Here is a 20,703-nt window from a genome sequence, read left to right as displayed (position 1 = left end):
CTTATTTGTCACCTCTTAGGATGTAGCCGGCTCCCCGAATCGTCTGAATGAGTCGTTTGCCGCCATGCTCCTCCGTCTTTTGACGCAGCATGGCAATATAAACCTCCAGCACATTGGATTCGCCGCTGTAATCGTAGCCCCAAATCTTGTCCATAATCAGATCGCGGGACAGCACCCGCTTCGGATTCTGCATAAACAAATGCAGCAGCTCAAATTCTTTTGCCGTCAGTTCCAGCCGTTTGCCGCCGCGCGTCACTTCCCGCGAATCGACATCCAGCACAAGGTCCTCATAGACGGCTGCCTGCTCGCTGCCTCCGCTTTGTTCGCTCCCCCGCCGCAGCAGCGCTCTTACCCGCGCCAGCAGTTCTTCCAGCGCGAACGGCTTTACCAGATAATCATCCGCTCCGAGGTCCAGGCCTTTGACCCTGTGCTCTACCTCATCCTTGGCTGTAAGCATCAGTACCGGAACGGTGCTGCCGCCCTCTCTAAGCCTCCGGCACACCTCAAAGCCATCCACCTGAGGCATCATGACATCGAGAACAACGACATCCGGATCGCTGTTCAGTACGGCCCGTAGGCCGTCCGCTCCGTTGGACGCCGTCTTTACGTCATAACCCTCAAAAGCGAGTCCTCTCCGCAGCATGGAAATGATTTTTTCGTCATCGTCAATAATTAAAATATTCGGTCGCATGAAGCCGCCCCTTTGTTAATGTTCTATATCTCTATTGTAACAGTGAATGCTTTGCCGCGCACATCTACGGCAAAAGCGGAAGGGCTGCCCCTCCCGCTTTTCGTGTACCGTATAATTACTGCTGGGTCTGCGCTGTATTGAAGTCGTTTTTGTTGCCGATCGTTACCGGCAAATCCAAAGTTTTGCCGTCTCTGACAACATTGAGTGTAATTTTGTCTCCGACCTTTTTGGTCTTGATGAAGTCAATCAATTCCTGGCTGGTCGCATATTTCGTTCCGTTAGCGCCGGTAATAATATCGTATGGACGCAGGTCGGCAACGTAAGCCGGTGATTTGTAAATAATCTCGGCTACAACGGAGCCCTCCTTGATGTCAGTGCCCATTTGCTTCGCCACTTCATCGGTAATCGTCATCAGCGAAGCGCCGATAAATGGAACCGGATCTTTGGGGATGGCTTGATTGGCTTCAAGCTTGTCGACAACTTCTTTAATTTTATTGACCGGTATGGCGAAGCCAATACCTTGCGAATCCGTGCTGACGGCAACGTTCATACCGATTACCTGGCCGCTTGAGTTAAGCAGCGGTCCGCCGGAGTTGCCGGGGTTGATGGAAGCGTCTGTCTGCAGCAGATCCGTATAATTGCGCGTACCGCTGCCTTGTTCTTCATTGATGTCAATGCTCCGGTCTTTCGCGCTCAGCACCCCTGCGGTAACCGTGTGGTCAAAGCCCTGCGGGTTGCCGATTGCCACGACCTCCGAGCCTACCTTGATGGCGTCCGAGTCGCCGAGCGGCACGGTCGGGAAGTTGTTGTCCCCTTCGATTTTCAGCACCGCAAGGTCCAAATCCACACTGGATCCAAGCAACTTCGCTTCATACGGCTTGGAGTTGCCGTCGACGGTAACCTGTATGACGTCGGCATTCTCGATTACGTGCTGGTTAGTCAGAATATATCCGGCTTTATCGTAAACAAATCCGGTGCCGATGCCGTAAGGTGTCAGCTGCGAATCGGAACCGGAACCGCTGCTGCCATTGTTCGGCTGGGTCTGTCCCGAAGAGTTTCCGCCGAATTGGTCACCGAAGAAGAACTGATAGAACGGATCGTTCGAGTTCGGATTACTTTGGCTTCCACGGGGAGCCGATTTCACGAGCGTTTCGATTTTAACGACCGCCGGCCCCGCTTCGTCTACGACACTGGAGACGCCTTGTGTTCCGGTCACAAGCCCGGTTGTCGTAGTCGTCGGTGCAACGGTCGCGCTCTCGTTGGCAGCCTTGCCCTGTGAGCTTAAGGCCGCCGTTGCCGTTGCTGCCTGGTCTGATGTAAACCAGTTCCCCCGGTCAGCCATGAACATGGAGCCGGAGAGCACAAGCATACCGGCAAGGAAGGAAAGGACCGCAGTTTTTACCGGTTTCTTCGGCTTCCGGTTATACTGCCAGCCGTTCCCGCCGTCCGAACCGCTTCCGCCGCCGTTCCCTCCTCCGCCATACCCGCTGCCGTAACCCGTGGGGCGGATCGAATTGTACGGGACCGGCTTGACCGGCTGGGGAGGAGTGATTTCCACCCTTTCCGGCTCCCTCCGGCTATAATGCTCTACGCCTTCCGTATTCTGCTCATTATGATTAAGGGATTTAAAAGGTCCGTACGAATAGTAGTAAGATGAATTCGATTCAGGAGACTGTCCTTCGTTGTTCCACTCCTGATCCGGCGATTGTTTCTCAAAGCGATCGTTGCCATCGCCATTATATCTGTGCTTGTTCTCGTCCATTGTTTACCCTCCCGCGCCCTGTCCCTCACGGACAAGGAGTCATTTTGCTTTCTTGGGTATATTTTGTACTTTAAACCTTAAGCCGACATTAAAAACAATTTAAGCGAAGATAAAACATTCAAGAGATAGATATACAAAAAAGAAGCCCGGCGCGCCTTTCGCTTAAACGCCGGACTTCATTGGACAAGCCTATTCTTGAAAATAAAAACTTCGAATCATAGAGTTTAAGATTGCGCCCGTCATGTGCCTGGAAATAGCGATAGACGACCTATCTCTGTGTAACCCATCCCTTGCGGTGCGCATAGATGGCGAGCTGCGTGCGGTCCTCCAGCTCGCATTTCATCAGCAGATTGCTGACATGCGTCTTAACCGTCTTGATGCTGATATGCAGCTCCTCGCCGATATCCTTGTTGCTCTTGCCTTCCGCAATCAGCAGCAGAACCTCCCTTTCCCGCTCGGTCAGCCCGGATGTATCATCCTGCACCGTGCGTTGGCGGATGCCGCGCGTCAATGCCTGCGACACATCGCCGGTCATCACCGGCATGCCGCGGTACGCCCCCTGCAGCGCGTAAATCAGCTCTTCCGCCGACACGGTCTTGAGAACATAGCTGACCGCACCCGCCTCAATGGCGTCCACCACAAGGTCATCCTCAAGGAAGCTGGTCAATATCACGATCTTTAGCCCCGGAAACTCGGACAGCACCGCACGGGTCGTCTCCACGCCGTTCATCACCGGCATCATCAGATCCATCAAGATCAGATCGGGCAGCCCTTCCTCGCCCCAGGAATGCAGCAGTTCAAGCGCCTCCCGTCCGTTTGACGCCTCGGATACCACCTCAAATGTCGGTTCCAGCATCAGATATGTTTTGAGCCCCATACGAACCATATCATGGTCATCAACCAGCAGTACTTTGATCGCGCTCATTCGCCGCTTGCCTCCTCTTCCCCTGCTTCTTTGCTTGCCGCCACGCCGCTTGCAGCCGATATCTCTCTGCCGTTCGCCTGAACAAACTTTGGAATATGTACACGGATCGTCGTGCCCGCTCCCCTGCGGCTAATAATTTCAACCTGGCCGCCGAGCTTCTCCGCGCGCTCCCGCATCGTCGTCAGGCCGTACGATCCCTGTTTGCCATGCATGAGTTCGAATCCCTGCCCGTCATCGCTGACGCTGAGCGCAACCTGCCTCGGTCCCTCGCGCAGAGACAGGCTGACCAGTCGCGCTCCCGAGTGCTTCACTATGTTCGCCATCGCTTCCTGGATAATCAGAAACAGCTGATGCTCGATCGCCTCGGACAGCTCGCCCTGCAGTTCAAGCTCCTTTATGCCCTTCAGCCCATTCTGCCGGCAGTAATCCGGGAACCATTTCTCCAGCGCTTCGAACAGGTCCCTGCCTTCAAGCTCCACCGGACGAAGCTGGGCGATCAGCGCCCGCATCTGCTTCTGAGCCATCTGCGACATGGTGATCAGCTGGTCCATCACCGTCCGTCCCTGTTCTTCATTCCGCTCTAGCACCTTCGGCAGCGAAGAGGCGGACATGTGGATGGCGAACAGCTGCTGGCTGACCGTATCATGCAAATCCCGGGCCATCCGCCGCCGTTCCTCAAGCACAGCGCTCTCCGCCGCCTTCTCTTTCTCAACAACCTCCTGCTCGCCCAGACGCTGAAGCAGCTTCATTTTGTTCTCGACCGCATCCATCATAATATTGAACTCATGATAAACTCTTGCAAAAGAAGGATCGTCGCTCCCCGGCATCCGAACGGAAAGATTGCCTTTGGCTACTTTCAGCATATTGAGATCCAGGTGATCAATCCGCCGCTGGATGCGCTGCACGGCCATATAGCCGATAACGGCGGTAAACAGCACGATGCCAAGGCACAGATACACCCACATTCTGTAATCCTCGACTTCGATATAGCCCAGGCAGCTTCCGGCGTACATCAGCAGGGCTGTTACACTGCCACAGAGCAGGAAATAAAGCAGCAGTACCCATTTCGTATTTTTAAAAATCGTCCCCATCGCCCTAACCCACCGTCTTAACCTTGATATCTCCGATAAAAGCGCTGACATTGATACGGATTTTTTTGCCGGCTTCCTTATAATAAGGTGTCTTGCACTGTACGGAGCTCATAAACCCGCTGCGCGAGTGATCCAGTACTTCCATATCGCCTATGAACGAGCTGCTGTTGACGGAAATGCCGAGATCCATGTCGTCCGGAATATAGATTTTGAGATCGCCGATAAAAGCGGATAGATTAATCTTCGTCTCGCCGTACGGGATTTGCGCGTTGGTCAGGTCAAGCACCGTATCGCCGATAAATTGGGAGACATTCGTGTTTTTGAGCTGAAAATGTTCGCGTCCCATGTGGATATCACCGATAAAAGTGGAACGGTTCGTCGTTTCCTTCCCCTCGCTATGGCTCCATTCATGTCCATCAAAATGTCCGTGCTTGCGTTCATACCGCTCCCAGCGCTCGCTATTTCTGCGTTCGTGGCGTTCCTCCCGCTCCTGGCGTCTGCGTTCATGACGATCCCTATTTTCCTTCCAGCGTGAATCGGCCTCGCGGTCCCAGTCGGTCACTCCGGACTTTCCTGCAGAACTTTCAATGGAGCCGCTCTCTTCCCTAGGTCCGCCGAATTTCCGCTCAAATTCGTCATCCAATGTCGATTCCAGCGGCCGCGGCGGTTCAGCGTCCTCCCCTGACTTGTCCCCCGAATAAAACTTCGGAGGTGCAGGCGGCGGTTCCGGTGGTCCGGAGCGGTGCGGTCTGAAGATGACCATGAGTCCGCCCCCGATCAGTGCGACTGGAATGAGCATGGTGAAGAAATCACCAGCGGAAAGGTCGAACCATCCCAGATTCCGTCCCAAAAAATACACGCCCAGGGCTAGAAAAAACAGCGAGCCTATGGAGGAAAACCCTCTGCCGCCTCCCCCTAGCAGCCGCTGACAGCCTATAATAATCAGCACAACCGGCCAGAAATTGGAGAAAAGGTAACCGATATCGATGTCTGCATATCCCAACTGCCGGAGCAAAAACAGCACGCCGATTCCAATTAGAATCAGGCCCCCGAACACCTGGCTGGCTATACGTCTTCTCATCTGTCATTTCCCCTTTAGCTTATTGTAGCGCTTATGCCTTATGGACTTAGTTTACAACAGGCTTCACCCGGTTAACAGCGGCGAGGGAATGAAAACATTCTCGGTCTGCAGACGGAGGGGCTGGAAGTCTTTACCCGGCACGCAGCAAAAACAAAAATGCCCCGCCTCTGACGAGGACGGGACACGTTTTGGCCTAGGCGGCCTATGATGCTTCAGGCGAGTGCGGCTTAAGCTTGCGGTTTTTGGACCGGTTTGGCGATCCCGCCTTGCTTCGTTACTGCATCATTCTCGGCGGCAAACTCGGAGTTGAATTTTTCATTCGGTGTCTTGTAGTTTTCTTGAACCTTCGGTTTTTTAGCCACGTTGGTCACCTCCCTTTGCTCTCATCCGCGGCGCAGATAGCACCAATCGGAGACGAATCAGAGGCTGATTTCTGTGCCCCAGTCCGTATTATGGCAAGGCAGATTGAAAATTATACTAGCGCATGTGAAATTAAGTTCATGAGCTGTCCAATTAGATGATTTCTTCCAGTATTTCCTGCGGCACGGTATCGTAAGCCCGGATGACTCTTCCTATATTCTCCAGCATAGCTTCCGTACACTTACCGCTGCCGCGCTTGATCAGTTGGACCTCCACCAATTGTTTTCCCCATTCCCTATATACCTGCTTAGTCGTTGAAAAATAAAGATCAATCTTTTGCCCTTTGATCGCCGATCCGGTGTCCGCGACTATCGCATAGCCATACCCCGGCACGTATAAAATGCTTCCCAGCGGCAGCACCTTGGGATCGGCGGCAATGGTCGAAACAGCGTTCTTGTCTCTTCGCACCTTGACGCCTGAGTAGGTGATGCCGTATTCCGGGTGATTCGGTCGTTTGCCGGTCGATTCGAAGCCTGCTGTATATCCGGTGGCTGTCATTTTGAACATGCGGATGATCTGCTCCGGCGCAGGAGCGGCTACGGGGATGGAAGATGAACGAGCAGGTTTATGCGGATACGTCTGCAAGACCGGCACTGCCTCAGCCATCGGCTGAAAGGATGGTAATGCGGGCTCCCGGTCAGCTTCGCGTCCCGCCTTTGTATATATGATGGATAGTGTAACCAAGAACGCAAAGGTGACGAAGATACACCAAGACCTCTGCCAAACACCCATTTTGTTCATCATGAAAACCTCCCCCTTATTAGCGAAGGTTTCCCGTTTCCCAAAAATTTATACATGAAGCGAAGTTGCGCCTCACGGGATGTTGACAGAGGTCTTCAATTATTAAAAAATAGCCTTGGTCGAAGCTTCAAAAGCGAGGCTCTCGATCACCTCGTCAAGAGGCTTCGCCCCGATATCGCCTTCGCCGCGTCTGCGGACGGAAACAGCGCCGCTGTTCTTCTCGTTCTCGCCGACGATGAACATATACGGCAGCTTCTCAAGCTGAGCTTCGCGGATCTTGTAACCGAGCTTCTCATTTCGCAGATCGGCTTCGGCTCTCAGACCGCGGCGGCGCAGCTTGTCGATTACCTCGTTTGCATAGTCGTCAAAAGCGCTCGACACCGGAATAACCTTTACCTGCTGCGGAGACAGCCAAAGCGGCAGCGAGCCGGCAAAGTTCTCCAGCAGGAAGGCTACGAAACGCTCCATCGTTCCCAGAATGCCGCGGTGCAGCACGACCGGACGGTGCTTCTGTCCGTCATCGCCGACGTATTCCAGCTCAAAGCGCTCCGGCAGCAAGAAGTCGATCTGTACGGTCGAGAGCGTCTCTTCCTTGCCAAGCGCAGTCTTGATCTGCACGTCCAGCTTCGGACCGTAGAACGCGGCTTCGCCTTCCGCCTCGTAGAACGGCAGCCCGGCTTCCTCGACAACCTCCCGCAGCATCCGCTGGGCCGTTTCCCACATCTGGTCGTTCGGGAAATACTTCTCGGTATCAGCAGGATCGCGGTAGGACAGCCGGAAACGGTAATCATTGATGCCGAAGTCACTGTACACCTGCTTCACCAGTTCAAGCACACGGGTAAATTCACTCTTGATCTGATCCAGACGGCAAAAAATATGCGAGTCGTTCAGGGTCATGGAGCGGACGCGGTGCAGACCGGTCAGCGCGCCGGACATTTCGTAGCGGTGCTGAATGCCGAGCTCGGCAATCCGGATCGGCAGGTCGCGGTAGCTGTGCATTGAGCTCTTATACACCATCATGTGATGCGGACAGTTCATCGGGCGCAGCACGAATTCCTCGCTGTCAATCGTCATCTTCGGGAACATGTCTTCCTGATAATGCTCCCAGTGGCCTGAGGTCTTGTACAGCTCGACATTGCCCAGCACCGGAGTATAGACATGCTGGTAGCCGAGGTTCGCTTCCAGATCAACGATATAGCGCTCCAGAATGCTGCGCAGCTTGGCGCCCTTCGGCAGCCAAATTGGCAGTCCCTGGCCTACCAGGTTATTGAACGTAAATATCTCCAATTCTTTGCCGAGCTTGCGGTGATCGCGCTTCTTCGCTTCTTCCAGCAGGCGGAGATGCTCGTCAAGCTGCGCTTTCTTGACCCATGCGGTGCCGTACACGCGCTGCAGCATTTTGTTCTTGCTGTCGCCGCGCCAGTACGCTCCCGCAACGTTCATCAGCTTGAAGACTTTGATTTTGCCGGTCGAAGGGAGATGAGGCCCGCGGCACAGGTCGAAGAATTCGCCCTGCTCATACAGGGTGATCACGCTGTCCTCGGGCAGCGCCTGGATAAGCTCAAGCTTGTACGGGTCGCCAAGCTCCCCGAAAATCTCAAGCGCCTCCTTGCGGCTGACTTCCTTGCGGACAATCGGCAGATTCTCCGACACGATACGCTCCATTTCCTTCTCGATCTTCTGCAGATCTTCCGGATTCAGCGGATGCTCCAGGTCCATGTCATAGTAGAATCCATCCTCAATCGTCGGTCCTACGCCGAGCTTAACCTCTTTGGCGCCGAACAGCCGCTTGACGGCCTGGGCCATCAGGTGGGCGGCACTGTGCCGCATAACCTCAAGTCCATCCTGAGAATCAAGCGTCACGATCTCCACTAGATCTCCGTCACTCAGCTTGGCGGACAAATCAACGATTGTCCCGTTCAGCTTGCCGGCGGCGGCATTCTTGCGCAGCCCGCTGCTGATGGAAGCTGCTACATCGTCGATGCTGCTGCCTTCCGGATATTCCCGGACCGAGCCGTCCGGTAACTTAATGCTTACTGCCATTATCATTTCCTCCTCGAATAGTGGTAAGCCTATCTCAGCGGCCGTCAGCCGCATAAAGCTTTACGGAACGGATATATCCACGCATACAAAAAACACCCGTCCCGCATAGGGACGAGCGTCTGCACCCGTGGTTCCACCCAAATTCAATCCCGCCTTGTGTCCCAAGACTTTTAAGATAAAGTCAGGCAACAGCAGAATCCTTGTTCAGCATGGGAATAACGGCCATGAACCGGCGGTTCTTACTGTTTCTTATGCGGAAGAGACAACCCGTATCAACCGGGGCACTTCGCAAAGAAAGTTCATAACCGCAGCTACAAAGGGGTAAACCGAACACCGGATTCCGAAGGAAATTGCAGCGATCTTTCCTCTCTCTGGGCGGACCTGGAAATCGATTCATGTCTTTGTCAATGCTGTTCGCGTGAATAATGTGTAATTATAAATGCTAATGGCCGCTCCCGTCAAGCCACCGGGTCAACAGCAGCTCTGCTCAGAGCTGTTCATCATGCGGCTTTCGATCAGGCAAGCGGCCAGCGCGCTTCAGGCTCTCCCGCAGCAAATACTCGATGTGTCCGTTCACACTGCGGAACTCCTCCCCCGCCCAACGCTCCAGCGCTTCATACAGCCTGGGATCAATGCGCAGCGGAAAGTTCTTCTTGGCCGCCATGATAGGACCGCCTTAATACAACGAGCCGGCGTTGATAACCGGGCTCGCTCCGCGCTCGGATACGATGGCCACCATCAGATTGTTGATCATGGCCGCCTTGCGTTCTTCGTCCAGCTCCACAACACCGCTCTCCTTAAGCTGCTTGATCGCCATATCCACCATGCCGACTGCACCCTCCACAATGATCTGCCTTGCCGACAGAATGGCAGAAGCCTGCTGGCGCTGAAGCATGGTGCTGGCGATTTCAGTGGAATACGCAAGATGTGTCAGTCTTGCTTCCAGCACCTCCACCCCTGAAAGGGACAGCCGTTCCTGCAGTTCCAGGGCCAGCTCCTTGGCGATTTCCTCTGCATTGGCGCGAAGAGACATGCCGCTTCCATTGAAGCTGTCATAAGGATATTTGCTCGCCACATGGCGAAGCGCCGTCTCGCTCTGGATTTCCACAAATTCCATGTACTTGTCTACATCGAACAGCGCTTTTGCCGAATTGATGACCTTAAACACGACGACAGCGGCGATCTCGATCGGATTGCCCTCGATATCGTTAACCTTCAGCTTGACGCTGTTGAAATTGCGCACTCTAAGGGAGACCGTCTTACGCTTGCTGAGCGGAACAACGGCCCACATGCCGCTGGCTGAAATCGTCCCAACGTATTTGCCGAAAAAAGTGACCACGACCGACTTGTTGGGCTGCACCACCGTAATGCTTGTCGCCAGCACCCCGGAAGCCACGAACAAAATAGCAGGCACTACATCATAGCCCTGGACAGCTCCGTAAATTCCACCGGCGAGGCAAATGACAATCACAGCGATAATCCAAAAACCGTTAATGGGACGAAGCATTTTTTCTTGCATAAGGCACCTCCAAAAAAGGATATGTATTTGATATTTATATGATATCACTATTGGATATTGATGTAAATTATTATTTTCCGGTACATGATGCTGTCAGAAAAAAGTCACAGATGTGTACCCGAATCTTCCTATACTATAAATCTGGTAAAGAATTCTTTGTTTAAGCGATTACATTTGCGAGGAGGTGGATAAAGCAATGAGCGTGAAGGAACAGGTGCTGGACACGATTAAATCTGCTGGCAAACCCGTCAGCGCGGGCGAGGTGGAGAAACTCTCCGGTCTGGACCGCAAGGAGATCGACAAGGCCTTTAATGAGCTTAAAAAAGAAAAAGCGATCATCTCCCCGGTCCGCTGCAAATGGGAAGCCGCCGAATAGGATCACGGAATCCGCTGGAAATCCCGGCGGGTGCCCTTTACCATTATGCACCATGGGGCATTTACCCGGTTATGACCTCGGCTCAAGGGCCGTCCCAAAAGGGCAGATCCAAGTGAGCGAATCCCATCAATATGCAAAAGAACCTTCAGAACCACTATAACAGCGGAACTGAAGGTTCTTTGTTAATCGAATATGACTCTACAGCCGCATCCATTTAATTCTGCATCACAAAATCGCGCCGAACTCCCGAGGAAGCGTCGTCGAACACTTTCAGAATATCGTACTGCGTGTTGCGCTGCGCCGGGATTTTGCCAGCCTCGCGGATAATTTGCAGGATTGACTCGATGTTGACCTTGTAGGTCGCGCCCGCCGAGGAAACGACGTTCTCCTCGATCATCGTGCTACCGAAATCGTTGCAGCCGTATTGCAGCGACAGCTTGCCCACCTCTGGCCCCATCGTTACCCAAGAGGATTGGAAGTTCTCGATATTGTCGAGCACAAGCCGGCTGATCGCCACCGTCTTAAGGTATTCTTCCGGGGTCTGGCGGTCCAGCTTCAGGTTCGTATTGTCCGGCTGGAACGTCCAAGAGATGAATGCCAGAAAGCCCTCCGAGTTATAATTCTTCGCAATGCATTCGTCCTGAGCTTCACGGATACGCAGAAGATGCAGCGCCCGCTCCTCCATGCTCTCTCCGAGTCCGATAACCATCGTCGCCGTCGTATTCATGCCGATTTGGTGCGCCGTCTGCATAACCTCCATCCAGTCACGCCACGGGCCCTTGAGCCGGCTGATTTTTTTTCGGGTACGGTTGTCCAGGATTTCCGCTCCGCCCCCAGGAAGCGAATCAAGACCCGCCGCATGAATCTGGCGCAGCGTCTCTTCCAGGGTCAGCCCGGAAATCTCCTTCATTTTCATAATCTCCGCCGGAGAGAAGGAATGCATCGTGATGCCGGGGAATCGTTCCTTGATGTTCCGCAACAGATTCGTATAATAACTGAACGGCAAATCGGGATTGGTGCCCCCTTGCATCAGTATCTCCGTTCCGTTCACGGCGATCGTCTCTCTTATTTTTTCGAAAATCGTCTCATCCGGCAGGACATAGCCTTCCTCTGAACCGGGTCTGCGGTAAAAAGCGCAAAATCGGCAGTACACATCGCATACATTCGTATAATTTATATTGCGGCCGATAACGAACGTAGTCACCGGCTCGGGATGCCATCTTTTCATAATGATATCCGCCGCAGCGCCCATTTTCTCAATCTCATTGCTCTCAAACAATCTGACCGTATCCTCAAGCCCAAGGCGTTCGCCCTGCAGCGCTTTGTTCAAAATTTGATCGATTGCGCCCATCGTTTGCAGCCTCCTTTTACAACCATGCATAATCAATCCATAAAATTTGTATGACAAAGGAATATGTCCGTTAACTCATCGTATCACAATCCGCCGCGCTTAAAAACAGTCTTTTTCATTCCCCACTCTGTAAACAGCACAAAATAACCCCGCAATGCGGGGTCAATTCGAAGCATATCTGGTACATTGCGAATTAAAAAGACGGCGCCGCCTGCGTATGGCGATGCCGTCATGTTCGATTGATGCCGCTACTGTATGGCCTTGCCCCTACAGCGAATCCGCCGATTCCCGTACCGGCTGGCCGGCCCCGGCGCTATCTGCCTCAAGCTCCGTCCGCGCCGCTTCCAGCGCTTGCTGCAAATCGACGACAAGATCGTCGATATGCTCGATGCCGACTGAGAAACGCAGCAGCCGGTCATCCACGCCGACCGCATGGCGGATTTCAGCCGGTATATCGGCATGTGTCTGCACCGCGGGGTAAGTCATCAGCGACTCGACTCCGCCGAGACTTTCGGCGAACGCAATCAGCTTGATATGACGCAGGAGGGGCTCCACATATCTCGCGTCCTTGACTTTGAAGGAGAAAATACCAGTGTTGCCGCTCGACTGGCGCTTTTGGATGTCAAACCCCGGATGCCCTTGAAGACCCGGATGGAATACTTCCGCAATCGCCGGATGTTCTTTCAGGAAATGGGCGATCGCCAGGGAGTTGCTCTCATGCCGCTCCATACGAAGCGCCAGCGTCTTCATGCCTCTCATTAACTGATAGCTGTCGCTCGGGCTGAGCACGGCGCCGATTGAGTTATGCAGGATGGCCATCTCCTCCGACAGTTCCTTGCCTTTTGTTACAATCAGCCCAGCCAGCACGTCGTTATGCCCGCCCAAATATTTGGTCGCGCTGTGGACGACAATATCCGCGCCAAGCTCCAAAGGACGCTGGAAATATGGCGTCAGCAGCGTATTGTCCACGACCGTCAGCATTCCGTAGCGGCGGGCCCAGGTACACACGGCCTCGATATCGGTAATCATCATCAGCGGGTTGGTCGGCGTCTCGATGAAGACCGCTTTCGTGTTATCCCGGCGGGCCGATTCCAGCGCGTCAAAATCATTCGTGTCCACATAGGAAGCGGAAACGCCGAATTTGGACATAATCCGTTCCAGCATCCGGTACGTGCCACCGTACAAATCCAGTGAGACGATTAGATGGTCGCCCTGCCCAAACAAGGTGAAAATGGTTTGCAGAGCGGCCATGCCGGAGCTGCACGCGAATCCGGCGTCGCCGGATTCCAGTTCAGCTGCCGCTTGTTCCAACACGGTGCGTGTCGGGTTTTTGGTCCGGATGTAGTCGAAGCCCGTGCTTTGTCCCAGCCGAGGATGCCGGAATGCGGTGGACTGGTATATCGGATAATTCACTGCGCCCGTCGCCGGGTCTTCCTGCGAGCCGATTTGGGCCAGCCTGCTTTCAATTCTGAGTTTGTCGTTCATAATTAACCCCCCAAAGTTAGTACCTATAATTTTTAATATAATATGGCTTGCCTTAAAGGTACAGCATTCATATTACAGGTCCGATATCGTATGGCGTTTCCTGGTAGACGTAATAGTTAAGCCAGTTGGTGAACAACAGATTCGCGTGGGCGCGCCATACGGCGGGCGGCGTGCGCTCCGGATCATCGTTCGGGAAGTAATGCTTCGGCAGCGCTATATCCATCCCTTTCGCGATATCGCGTTCATACTCCCCTTTCAGGGAGAACGGATCGTACTCGGAGTGTCCGGTCACAAAAATCTGCCGGCCGTCATGGGTAGCGACGATATAAACACCGGCCTCCTCCGATTCCGCCAGTATTTGCAAATCCGGCGTATTCAAGACATCCTCACGGGAGATGTCCGTATGCCGGGAGTGGGGCACATAGAACAGCTCGTCAAAGCCGCGCAGCAGCTTGGTATTCGGCGCAGTGGTCCAGTGTGGGAATACGCCGAAGCATTTCTCGGAAAGACCGACCTTACGGACGCCGTAATGATAGTTGAGTCCCGCCTGAGCCGCCCAACAGATATGCATCGTCGAGGTGACGTTATCCTTGCTCCATTCGAAAATCTCTTTCATCTCTTCCCAGTAGTTCACATCCTCAAAATCCATCTGTTCCACGGGGGCGCCCGTGACGATTAGACCGTCAAAACGGCGGTGGCTAATCTCTTCGAAGGTCTTATAGAAGCTCTCTAAATGCTCCGCCGATGTATTTTTCGAGGTATGGGAGCTCGGATGGAGCAGTGTAACATCCACTTGCAAAGGCGAGTTGCCGATCAGACGCAGTAGCTGCGTTTCGGTAGTTTCTTTAGTGGGCATCAGATTTAAGATAGCGATCCGCAGAGGGCGGATATCCTGGTGAAAGGCCTGGCTTTCATCCATAACGAAAATATTTTCCCCAGATAGGATCTCCTTGGCGGGTAGACTGTCGGGAATCTTGATCGGCATTGAAGCTCACTCCTTCTATTAATGGAACCGCACGCAGCGGTTAAAATCATGAAACAAATAAAAACCTTTCCCGAAATAAACGAGAAAGGTCATATTTATACACATATGATACTCTCTCATCTGTCAGACAACGCCCCAAAACTGCCTACAATCGGCCTGCGTCTCTGCAAGAATTAGCACCGTGCGTTTCACGCCGGTTGCCGGGTTTCATCGGGCCAGTCCCTCCACCTGCTCTTGATAAGATTTTTACATATTCAATTAAAATTCTTATTAATCACTTTAAATCATGAACCTGTCTTTCGTCAAGTCCATACACTGTTCTTAGAGTCTTTAAGATAACAACAATTTTTCTTGAAAGAGGCATTACCCGGCGTTATACTAGACAAGTGTTTCAGAGATCGCCCCACTAAGTGAAGCCTTGGCTTTCGAAACCTATCCAGCTACTTTACGGGGACCCCGAAACTATAAATCTTTATTAATAAAAGAGGTGAGATGAAGAATGGAAGGCGACCCGAGTACGCAGCACAGCGCTGATCAGGAACAACCGTACAGGATGAATATCAGCTTGCCGGCGGCGGGAGCGCTTCTTCTTCATGCCTTCGGAATATAAAGCGGCCCATTTAGTTGCAGACGCCGGTCAAGCTGATTTTTCCCTGTGCTTTCATAAGCATATCCCTGGGCAAGCTAGGGAGAGAAGGAGTGAATCAGATGAAGATCCGACTGGTTAATGCAGGCATTTTTACGCCTATAGATGATATTGAACTGACCCTTAACCCTCCGACAGAAGGGTTCTACTGGATTGACGCCGATGTGGAGGATTTGCAGCTGCTGCAGCCTTTATTCAATCTTCACGATCTGGCTGTGGAAGACTGTCTCAGCGACGAGGAGCAGCGTCCCAAAATTGAAATTTACGAGAGTCATTATTTTATTGTGGTAAACAGCATCCGTTTTGACGACGAGGAAATTTTCCTGCGTGCCCTTAATATTTTTCTCGGGCGGCACTTTATTATTACCGTCACGAAGCAGAAGATTAACGAGCTGCGCGTACTCAAGCCCATTTTGTGGGAGCAGGAGGTCGGCGCCCCTGACCGGTTCCTCTATCTCCTGATCGACCTTGTCGTGGACAATTATTTTGCCGTCGGCGACCGGATCGAGGTGCGGATCGAGAAGCTGGAAGAGGATATTCTGATGCATACCAAGAAATCGCACTTAAGTGAAATTATCGGTCTGCGAAGCGAAATTCTATGGTTGAAGAAAATGCTCGGTCCGCAGAAAGAAGTCGTCAACACTCTTAACAAAAAGGATCTCCGGCTGATCGACGACCAGCTGCAGAAATATTTCAGCGACATCTACGAGAACGCGGTCAAAATATCTGAGACATTCGATACGTACCGCGATCTGATGGGCAACTTGCGAGAAGCCTATCAATCCAGTATCGCGAACCGCGCCAATGAAATCATGCGGGTGTTTACGGCTATTACGACCATATTCATGCCGCTGACCGTGATTACAGGCATATACGGGATGAACTTTGATAATATTCCCGAAACTCATACGACATACGGCTACTATGGCGTCATTGGCGTCATGGTGACGCTTGGCTGCGGCATGCTGTACCTATTCCGCAAAAAAGAATGGCTATGACTGCAGACCAAGGTTCCCATAGACGAAGGTCTCCTTACGCGCAGGCACAGCGCCAGGGAGACCTTCATTTGTGTTACCGGGCTTAGAATTGCTTCTACGAATGTTCTACTACTGCGCCCGCGCCCGTGCTCTCTCTCCGGAAACGAATCCGGATCAGCCGGAGCCGCTCGTAATACATTTCCAGACCGCCTTCGGGAGCGGCATCTTCGCCGTATACTTTGTGCAGCACCGGCTTCAGGAATAAGTCTCCGAGCTCCCTGTAAGCGTTCCAGACCGCTTCCTGCTCGCCGGGCGGCATGTCCATAAGCTCCCGCTGAATCAGCGGATCGACAATGTAGCCGTCCTTCTCAAGCTCCTCCACAACCTCCAGAATTTCTCTGCGGGAGTATTGGCTGCGCTCTTTAAGCTCCTCCAGTCCGCAGCCGTCCGCGATCCCCTCTAGAAGCTGCCGCCGCAGACGAAGGCGGTCCAATTGCTTCTTGTATTTGATCTCCCTCTGCTTGTACAGCCAGGAGGTGAAAGACTCCTCTTCGATCTCCTTGCCAACCCATCTTAGCGGGAAGGAATGGCTGCGCTCCGCCGCGGAAGTGACGGACAATATTTCCGGACCGTACTGCTCAGCCTTGGCTTCACCTACGCCCGGAATTTGCAGCAGTTCTTCCAGCGACTGCGGCAGATAGGCGCTCAGCAGCCGCAGCAGCCGGTTGCTCGCCAGCAGATATGGCGCTTTACGCTCCGAGGACGCTCTCTTCCGTCTCCATGCGCACAGCTCTTCATATACCGCCTCATTCCCATGCTGCTCGCTGTAATACTGAAGCTTCATCTGCTCCTGGTTCCGTCCGGTCACAGCCGTCTCTTCATGAAAGACGCCATCAATCAGCGGGCGGTAGCCTTCTCCCATTTTGACCGCCAGCTCATGCCTGTATACCCCCAGCATCTCATTCCATGAGCTTCCTTCATACCAAATGGAATCAGCACTTTCCGGATTCTGGCCAAAATCGCGCCATCCCAGGTGCCAGACACCCTCCTCCTCGCCGATCCACAGCTGGGCGAAATCCCCTGCGGACTCACCTGAATTTTTGGACAATTGGTTCATGAATACGATTTGCATGTTCTTTCCCTGCCTTTTCATTTTGGTAATGTTCAGTATGCCGGCTCCAAGCTGAAGCTTCCGGGAGATTCAACGCAAAAAAAGCGCCTCTCTCACGGCTAACGTGAAAGAGGCGCTTCCTCTACCATACGGCTATACTGTTAATCCATACAATACCATATTTTAACGAACAGTCAATCCCCTTTACGCAAAAGGCAGCTTATCGGCGGAATCCCGGCGATTACTTCCCGGCAAGGGCAATGCTGGCCAAAGCGATCGAACCGGCCAGCCCGGCATTATCGCCAAGCTGCGGAGGAACAATATAGCTGTCGATATCAGCAGCCAGCGAAGCATGCTGTACATAGCCCTTAAGCAGGTCCTGCAGCTTCGTGCGAATCATCGGGAAGAGGTGGCTCTGCTTCATGACGCCGCCGCCCATGACAATTTTCTGCGGAGACAGAATCAGAACATAGCTCATCAGAGCGTGAGCCAGATAATGAGCCTCCATCTCCCATGCCAGATCATCCGGTGCAAGCTCAACCGCCGGACGGCCCCACCGGCTTCCGATGGCAGGACCTGCCGCGAGTCCTTCTAAGCAATCTCCGTGAAAAGGGCAGGTTCCCGCGAAGGTATCTTGCTCATGGCGGCGGACATAGATATGTCCCATTTCCGGATGGGACAGGCCATGAATCAGCGTGCCGCCCACAACGGCTCCGGCTCCGATTCCCGTTCCCACGGTTATGTACAGACAGCTGTCCAAGCCCTGGGCCGCACCCCATTTATACTCGCCAAGAGCCGCGCCGTTGACATCGGTATCAAAGCCGATCGGCACATCTATTTTTTCACGGACCGCACCTACCAGATTATACTGGCTCCAAAAAGGCTTCGGCGTGGTCGTAACATAACCGTATGTCGGACTTCCAATCACCGGATCAATCGGCCCGAACGAGCCAATGCCGATCGCTTCAACATTTTTACCTTCAAAATATTGGAATACTTGCGCCATCGTCTCTTCCGGATGGGTCGTAGGAAAGCTCACTCGGTCGATAATGCTTCCGTCCTCATGCCCGATTCCACATACAAACTTCGTTCCTCCCGCTTCAATCGCACCCAATAATTTCACTTGCGCGTTTCCCCCTTTATTAGTGCATACGCTTACAGTACGTAAACAATGTCCGCTACCTATTATACTTTGTCCGCCGAATGAATGACAAGCGCTTGGCATGGATAATGGTCAGCCTGCTGCCTGCCAATCCCATCCAACTAGTGGCTCTCCCTCTCTATACTATCATTACGCGCTTTATAGCGAAGGATTAGGGCTGACCCCAGACCAGCTCAAACTTCCCGATGATACGCCGTACCTGGGCACCTACTGCACATGATTGGAATATACTGGGTGAAAAACCGTTTCAGAGAGGACTTATTATGAATCCACAAATTCCGTATTACGGGTCGGAGATGCAGTGTAAGCAGGTACCCTTGACTTTCCCGCCGCAGCATCAATACAGACAGCCGGGTCTGGAATTTTTGATGGTGCCAAGGCCCATTTACGATAATCCGAACTACAAAGGCAGCGGCAAACTCCAGGGCAAGGCGGCTCTGATCAGCGGAGGAGACAGCGGCATCGGCCGCGCAGTCGCGGTAGCCTTCGCCAAAGAGGGCGCGGATGTGGCAATCGCTTATCTCTGCGAGCATCAGGACGCCGTGGAGACGAGAGAAGCCGTAAAACGGCTGGGCCGCCGCTGTCTGCTGATTCCCGGGGATTTAAGACAGAAGGAAGCCTGCCAGAGGGCCGTTAGCATGACGCTGGAATGTTATGGGCGGCTTGATATACTGGTAAACAATTTGGGTGTCCAGTTTGTCCAGGAAAATTATTTAGATATCACAGATGAGCAGCTGCATATGACGTTCGATACGAATATCATTTCTTTTTTTCATATGACAACGGCCGCTCTGCCGCATATGCCCGCAGGAAGCAGCATTGTGAACACAGCTTCAGTCAACGCCTATATTGGCAGGAAAAATCTGATCGATTACTCCTCCACCAAAGGAGCTATCGTCAGCTTCACCCGCGCCCTTGCCAATAATTTGGCGGATAAGGGCATCCGGGTCAACGCCGTTGCCCCCGGTCCGTTCTGGACGCCGCTCAATGTGGCGACGCAGCCTCCGGAGGCCGTCAAAACGCTCGGAGCCGACACACCGATGAAGCGTGCGGGACAGCCTTACGAGCTGGCTCCGGTCTATATTCTGCTCGCTTCGGACGACGGCTCCTATATTACGGGCCAGACGATCCACGTCAATGGCGGACAGATGACGACGAGTTGACCGGGCCCGACCTTATGCTCTCCCGCTCGGCCCGATGCGGGCATATGAGGCTTTGGACCGCATCAACATGTCGGCACGTCTGACTGACGTAATGTCCGAACGGTTTCCCGTCTGTCCGCCCACAGCAAAAAGACTGTTCCACGGACGCTTGCGCCCTCTGGAACAGTCTTCTTCGCTTATGAATCCGATTATGCAAACGGATCGGCTTTAATGGAGCCCGCTCCGGATCGGCTGTCCTGCCAGTCCGGCAGCTCAATCTCCACAATTCCGTCTTCCCGCTCTTCTTCCTTCGCCGCCGCTATCAGGTACATCAGGCTTCCGAACTCCAGTTCCTTGAACTTGCGGGATGCCGATTCCCGCCGCACTTCCCACAGACACTCGGCCAGGGTACAGGCCAGCGGGACGTCGCAGCGGATCTCCGCCAGCTCCCGAGACAGGTGAAGCATATCTAGATCGGCTTCGATTTTGGTCCGAACTCCCTTGGGCAGCAGGTGCAGATTTTCGATTACGCCCTCCACCGTCCGGTATTCGGCCAGCAGCTTAAGCGCCGTTTTCTCGCCGATTCCCCGGACGCCGGGATAATTGTCGCTCGTATCGCCCATAAACCCTTTCAGGTCGATGACCTGGGAAGGGGTCAGCCCTTTCTCCTCCAGCAGAGTTGCCGGATCGTACACTTTATAGTTGGACCGGCCTTTTTTCATGATAATGACACTGACCTGGTCGCCCACCAATTGAAGCATATCGTGATCTCCAGTCAAAATGCGTACCTCGGACTCCTCGCTGAAGCAGGAAGCCAGTGTGCCAATGCAGTCATCAGCCTCGTAGCCCGGAATGCCCACGTTCGGTACGCCCAGCTCCGCGACCACCTCTTTTACCAGATCGAATTGCGGAATCAGCTCCAGCGGAGGCTCTGCACGGTTCGATTTGTAGCTGCCAAATTTTTCGGTACGGAACGTACTCTTGCCCATATCCCAGCAGCATACAACATGGGAAGGCTCAAAGGTAGCGACGGCGTCGAAGAAATACTGCAAAAAGCCGTATACGGCATTGGTCGGCAGACCGGTGCTCGTCTTGCGAATATAGCCTCCGTAGGCGGTGGCGTAGTAGGCCCTGAACAGCAGCGCCATGCCATCCACAATCATCACGCGGCCTCTAGCTTCTGTACTCATGCGCG

19 protein-coding genes and 1 riboswitch are annotated in these 20,703 nt (G+C 53.3%); of the genes, 3 read left to right on the top strand and 16 right to left on the bottom strand.

Annotation, left to right across the window (positions count from 1 at the left end):
- Position 1: 1 nt before the first annotated feature.
- The 10 genes from KP014_RS11930 to KP014_RS11890 form a co-directional block, all read right to left on the bottom strand.
- A complete protein-coding gene (locus KP014_RS11930) occupies positions 2–691 on the bottom strand; it encodes a response regulator transcription factor (protein WP_036597887.1) in 690 nt (229 codons plus the stop codon).
- A gap of 115 nt (positions 692–806) precedes the next feature.
- On the bottom strand, positions 807–2,453 hold the full coding sequence (locus KP014_RS11925) for a S1C family serine protease (RefSeq protein ID WP_036597885.1): 1,647 nt from the start codon (positions 2,451–2,453) through the stop codon (positions 807–809).
- Positions 2,454–2,721: 268 nt separating this feature from the next.
- Positions 2,722–3,378, bottom strand: a complete 657-nt coding sequence (locus KP014_RS11920) for a response regulator (protein ID WP_036597883.1) — start codon at positions 3,376–3,378, stop codon at positions 2,722–2,724.
- A complete protein-coding gene (locus tag KP014_RS11915; protein WP_036597881.1) occupies positions 3,375–4,469 on the bottom strand; it encodes a sensor histidine kinase in 1,095 nt (364 codons plus the stop codon). Before KP014_RS11915 ends, KP014_RS11920 begins: the two co-directional genes overlap by 4 nt.
- Before the next feature lie 4 nt (positions 4,470–4,473).
- Positions 4,474–5,550, bottom strand: coding sequence for a cell wall-active antibiotics response protein LiaF (gene liaF / locus KP014_RS11910; RefSeq protein ID WP_036597879.1), 1,077 nt, complete (start codon positions 5,548–5,550; stop codon positions 4,474–4,476).
- Between the two features lie 227 nt (positions 5,551–5,777).
- Positions 5,778–5,912 carry a hypothetical protein gene (locus KP014_RS29080; protein ID WP_269079206.1) on the bottom strand — a complete coding sequence of 45 codons (135 nt, stop codon included), beginning with the start codon at positions 5,910–5,912 and terminating at the stop codon, positions 5,778–5,780.
- Between the two features lie 151 nt (positions 5,913–6,063).
- The gene (locus KP014_RS11905) at positions 6,064–6,576 is read right to left on the bottom strand and encodes a 3D domain-containing protein (protein ID WP_246590750.1); all 513 of its coding nucleotides are present in this window, start codon (positions 6,574–6,576) and stop codon (positions 6,064–6,066) included.
- 237 nt (positions 6,577–6,813) lie between these two features.
- Positions 6,814–8,754: a threonine--tRNA ligase gene (gene thrS / locus KP014_RS11900; RefSeq protein ID WP_090834092.1), complete on the bottom strand. Its 1,941-nt coding sequence runs from the start codon at positions 8,752–8,754 to the stop codon at positions 6,814–6,816.
- A gap of 487 nt (positions 8,755–9,241) precedes the next feature.
- On the bottom strand, positions 9,242–9,418 hold the full coding sequence (locus tag KP014_RS11895; protein ID WP_036590522.1) for a type II toxin-antitoxin system antitoxin: 177 nt from the start codon (positions 9,416–9,418) through the stop codon (positions 9,242–9,244).
- Positions 9,419–9,430: 12 nt separating this feature from the next.
- On the bottom strand, positions 9,431–10,273 hold the full coding sequence (locus tag KP014_RS11890) for an SPFH domain-containing protein (protein ID WP_036590520.1): 843 nt from the start codon (positions 10,271–10,273) through the stop codon (positions 9,431–9,433).
- 196 nt (positions 10,274–10,469) lie between these two features.
- On the opposite strand from KP014_RS11890, the gene KP014_RS11885 reads away from it, so the two are divergent.
- Entirely contained in the window at positions 10,470–10,649 is a 180-nt protein-coding gene (locus KP014_RS11885) for a transcriptional regulator (protein WP_036590517.1), read from the top strand.
- Between the two features lie 214 nt (positions 10,650–10,863).
- Here KP014_RS11885 and mqnC read toward each other — a convergent pair whose 3' ends face one another.
- From mqnC to metA, 3 genes are all read right to left on the bottom strand, one after another.
- On the bottom strand, positions 10,864–12,000 hold the full coding sequence (gene mqnC / locus KP014_RS11880) for a cyclic dehypoxanthinyl futalosine synthase (protein WP_036590514.1): 1,137 nt from the start codon (positions 11,998–12,000) through the stop codon (positions 10,864–10,866).
- 267 nt (positions 12,001–12,267) lie between these two features.
- Complete coding sequence (locus KP014_RS11875) at positions 12,268–13,485, bottom strand: aminotransferase class I/II-fold pyridoxal phosphate-dependent enzyme (RefSeq protein WP_051499541.1); 1,218 nt, start codon at positions 13,483–13,485, stop codon at positions 12,268–12,270.
- 67 nt (positions 13,486–13,552) lie between these two features.
- A complete protein-coding gene (gene metA, locus KP014_RS11870) occupies positions 13,553–14,470 on the bottom strand; it encodes a homoserine O-acetyltransferase MetA (protein WP_036590511.1) in 918 nt (305 codons plus the stop codon).
- A gap of 113 nt (positions 14,471–14,583) precedes the next feature.
- Positions 14,584–14,714, bottom strand: a riboswitch (SAM riboswitch).
- A gap of 464 nt (positions 14,715–15,178) precedes the next feature.
- Here metA and corA point away from each other — a divergent pair.
- The gene (gene corA, locus KP014_RS11865) at positions 15,179–16,114 is read left to right on the top strand and encodes a magnesium/cobalt transporter CorA (RefSeq protein ID WP_036590509.1); all 936 of its coding nucleotides are present in this window, start codon (positions 15,179–15,181) and stop codon (positions 16,112–16,114) included.
- 94 nt (positions 16,115–16,208) lie between these two features.
- On the opposite strand, the gene KP014_RS11860 is transcribed toward corA, so the two are convergent.
- Positions 16,209–17,225: an HRDC domain-containing protein gene (locus tag KP014_RS11860; RefSeq protein ID WP_036590507.1), complete on the bottom strand. Its 1,017-nt coding sequence runs from the start codon at positions 17,223–17,225 to the stop codon at positions 16,209–16,211.
- A 220-nt stretch (positions 17,226–17,445) separates the two neighbouring features.
- Positions 17,446–18,327: an ROK family protein gene (locus KP014_RS11855; protein ID WP_246590708.1), complete on the bottom strand. Its 882-nt coding sequence runs from the start codon at positions 18,325–18,327 to the stop codon at positions 17,446–17,448.
- 302 nt (positions 18,328–18,629) lie between these two features.
- On the opposite strand from KP014_RS11855, the gene KP014_RS11850 reads away from it, so the two are divergent.
- Positions 18,630–19,529, top strand: coding sequence for an SDR family oxidoreductase (locus KP014_RS11850; protein ID WP_090834090.1), 900 nt, complete (start codon positions 18,630–18,632; stop codon positions 19,527–19,529).
- A gap of 188 nt (positions 19,530–19,717) precedes the next feature.
- Here the strand turns inward: KP014_RS11850 and KP014_RS11845 are convergent, their stop codons facing one another.
- Positions 19,718–20,698 (bottom strand): 5'-3' exonuclease, encoded by a 981-nt coding sequence (locus KP014_RS11845; RefSeq protein ID WP_090834089.1) that lies wholly within the window; start codon positions 20,696–20,698, stop codon positions 19,718–19,720.
- Positions 20,699–20,703 lie beyond the last annotated feature (5 nt).

The sequence above is a fragment of the Paenibacillus sophorae genome (assembly GCF_018966525.1).
Taxonomy (GTDB): Bacteria; Bacillota; Bacilli; order Paenibacillales; family Paenibacillaceae; genus Paenibacillus_AQ; species Paenibacillus_AQ sophorae.
Note: the sequence above shows the minus strand (reverse complement) of the source record. Positions and strands in the feature narration are given on the sequence as shown.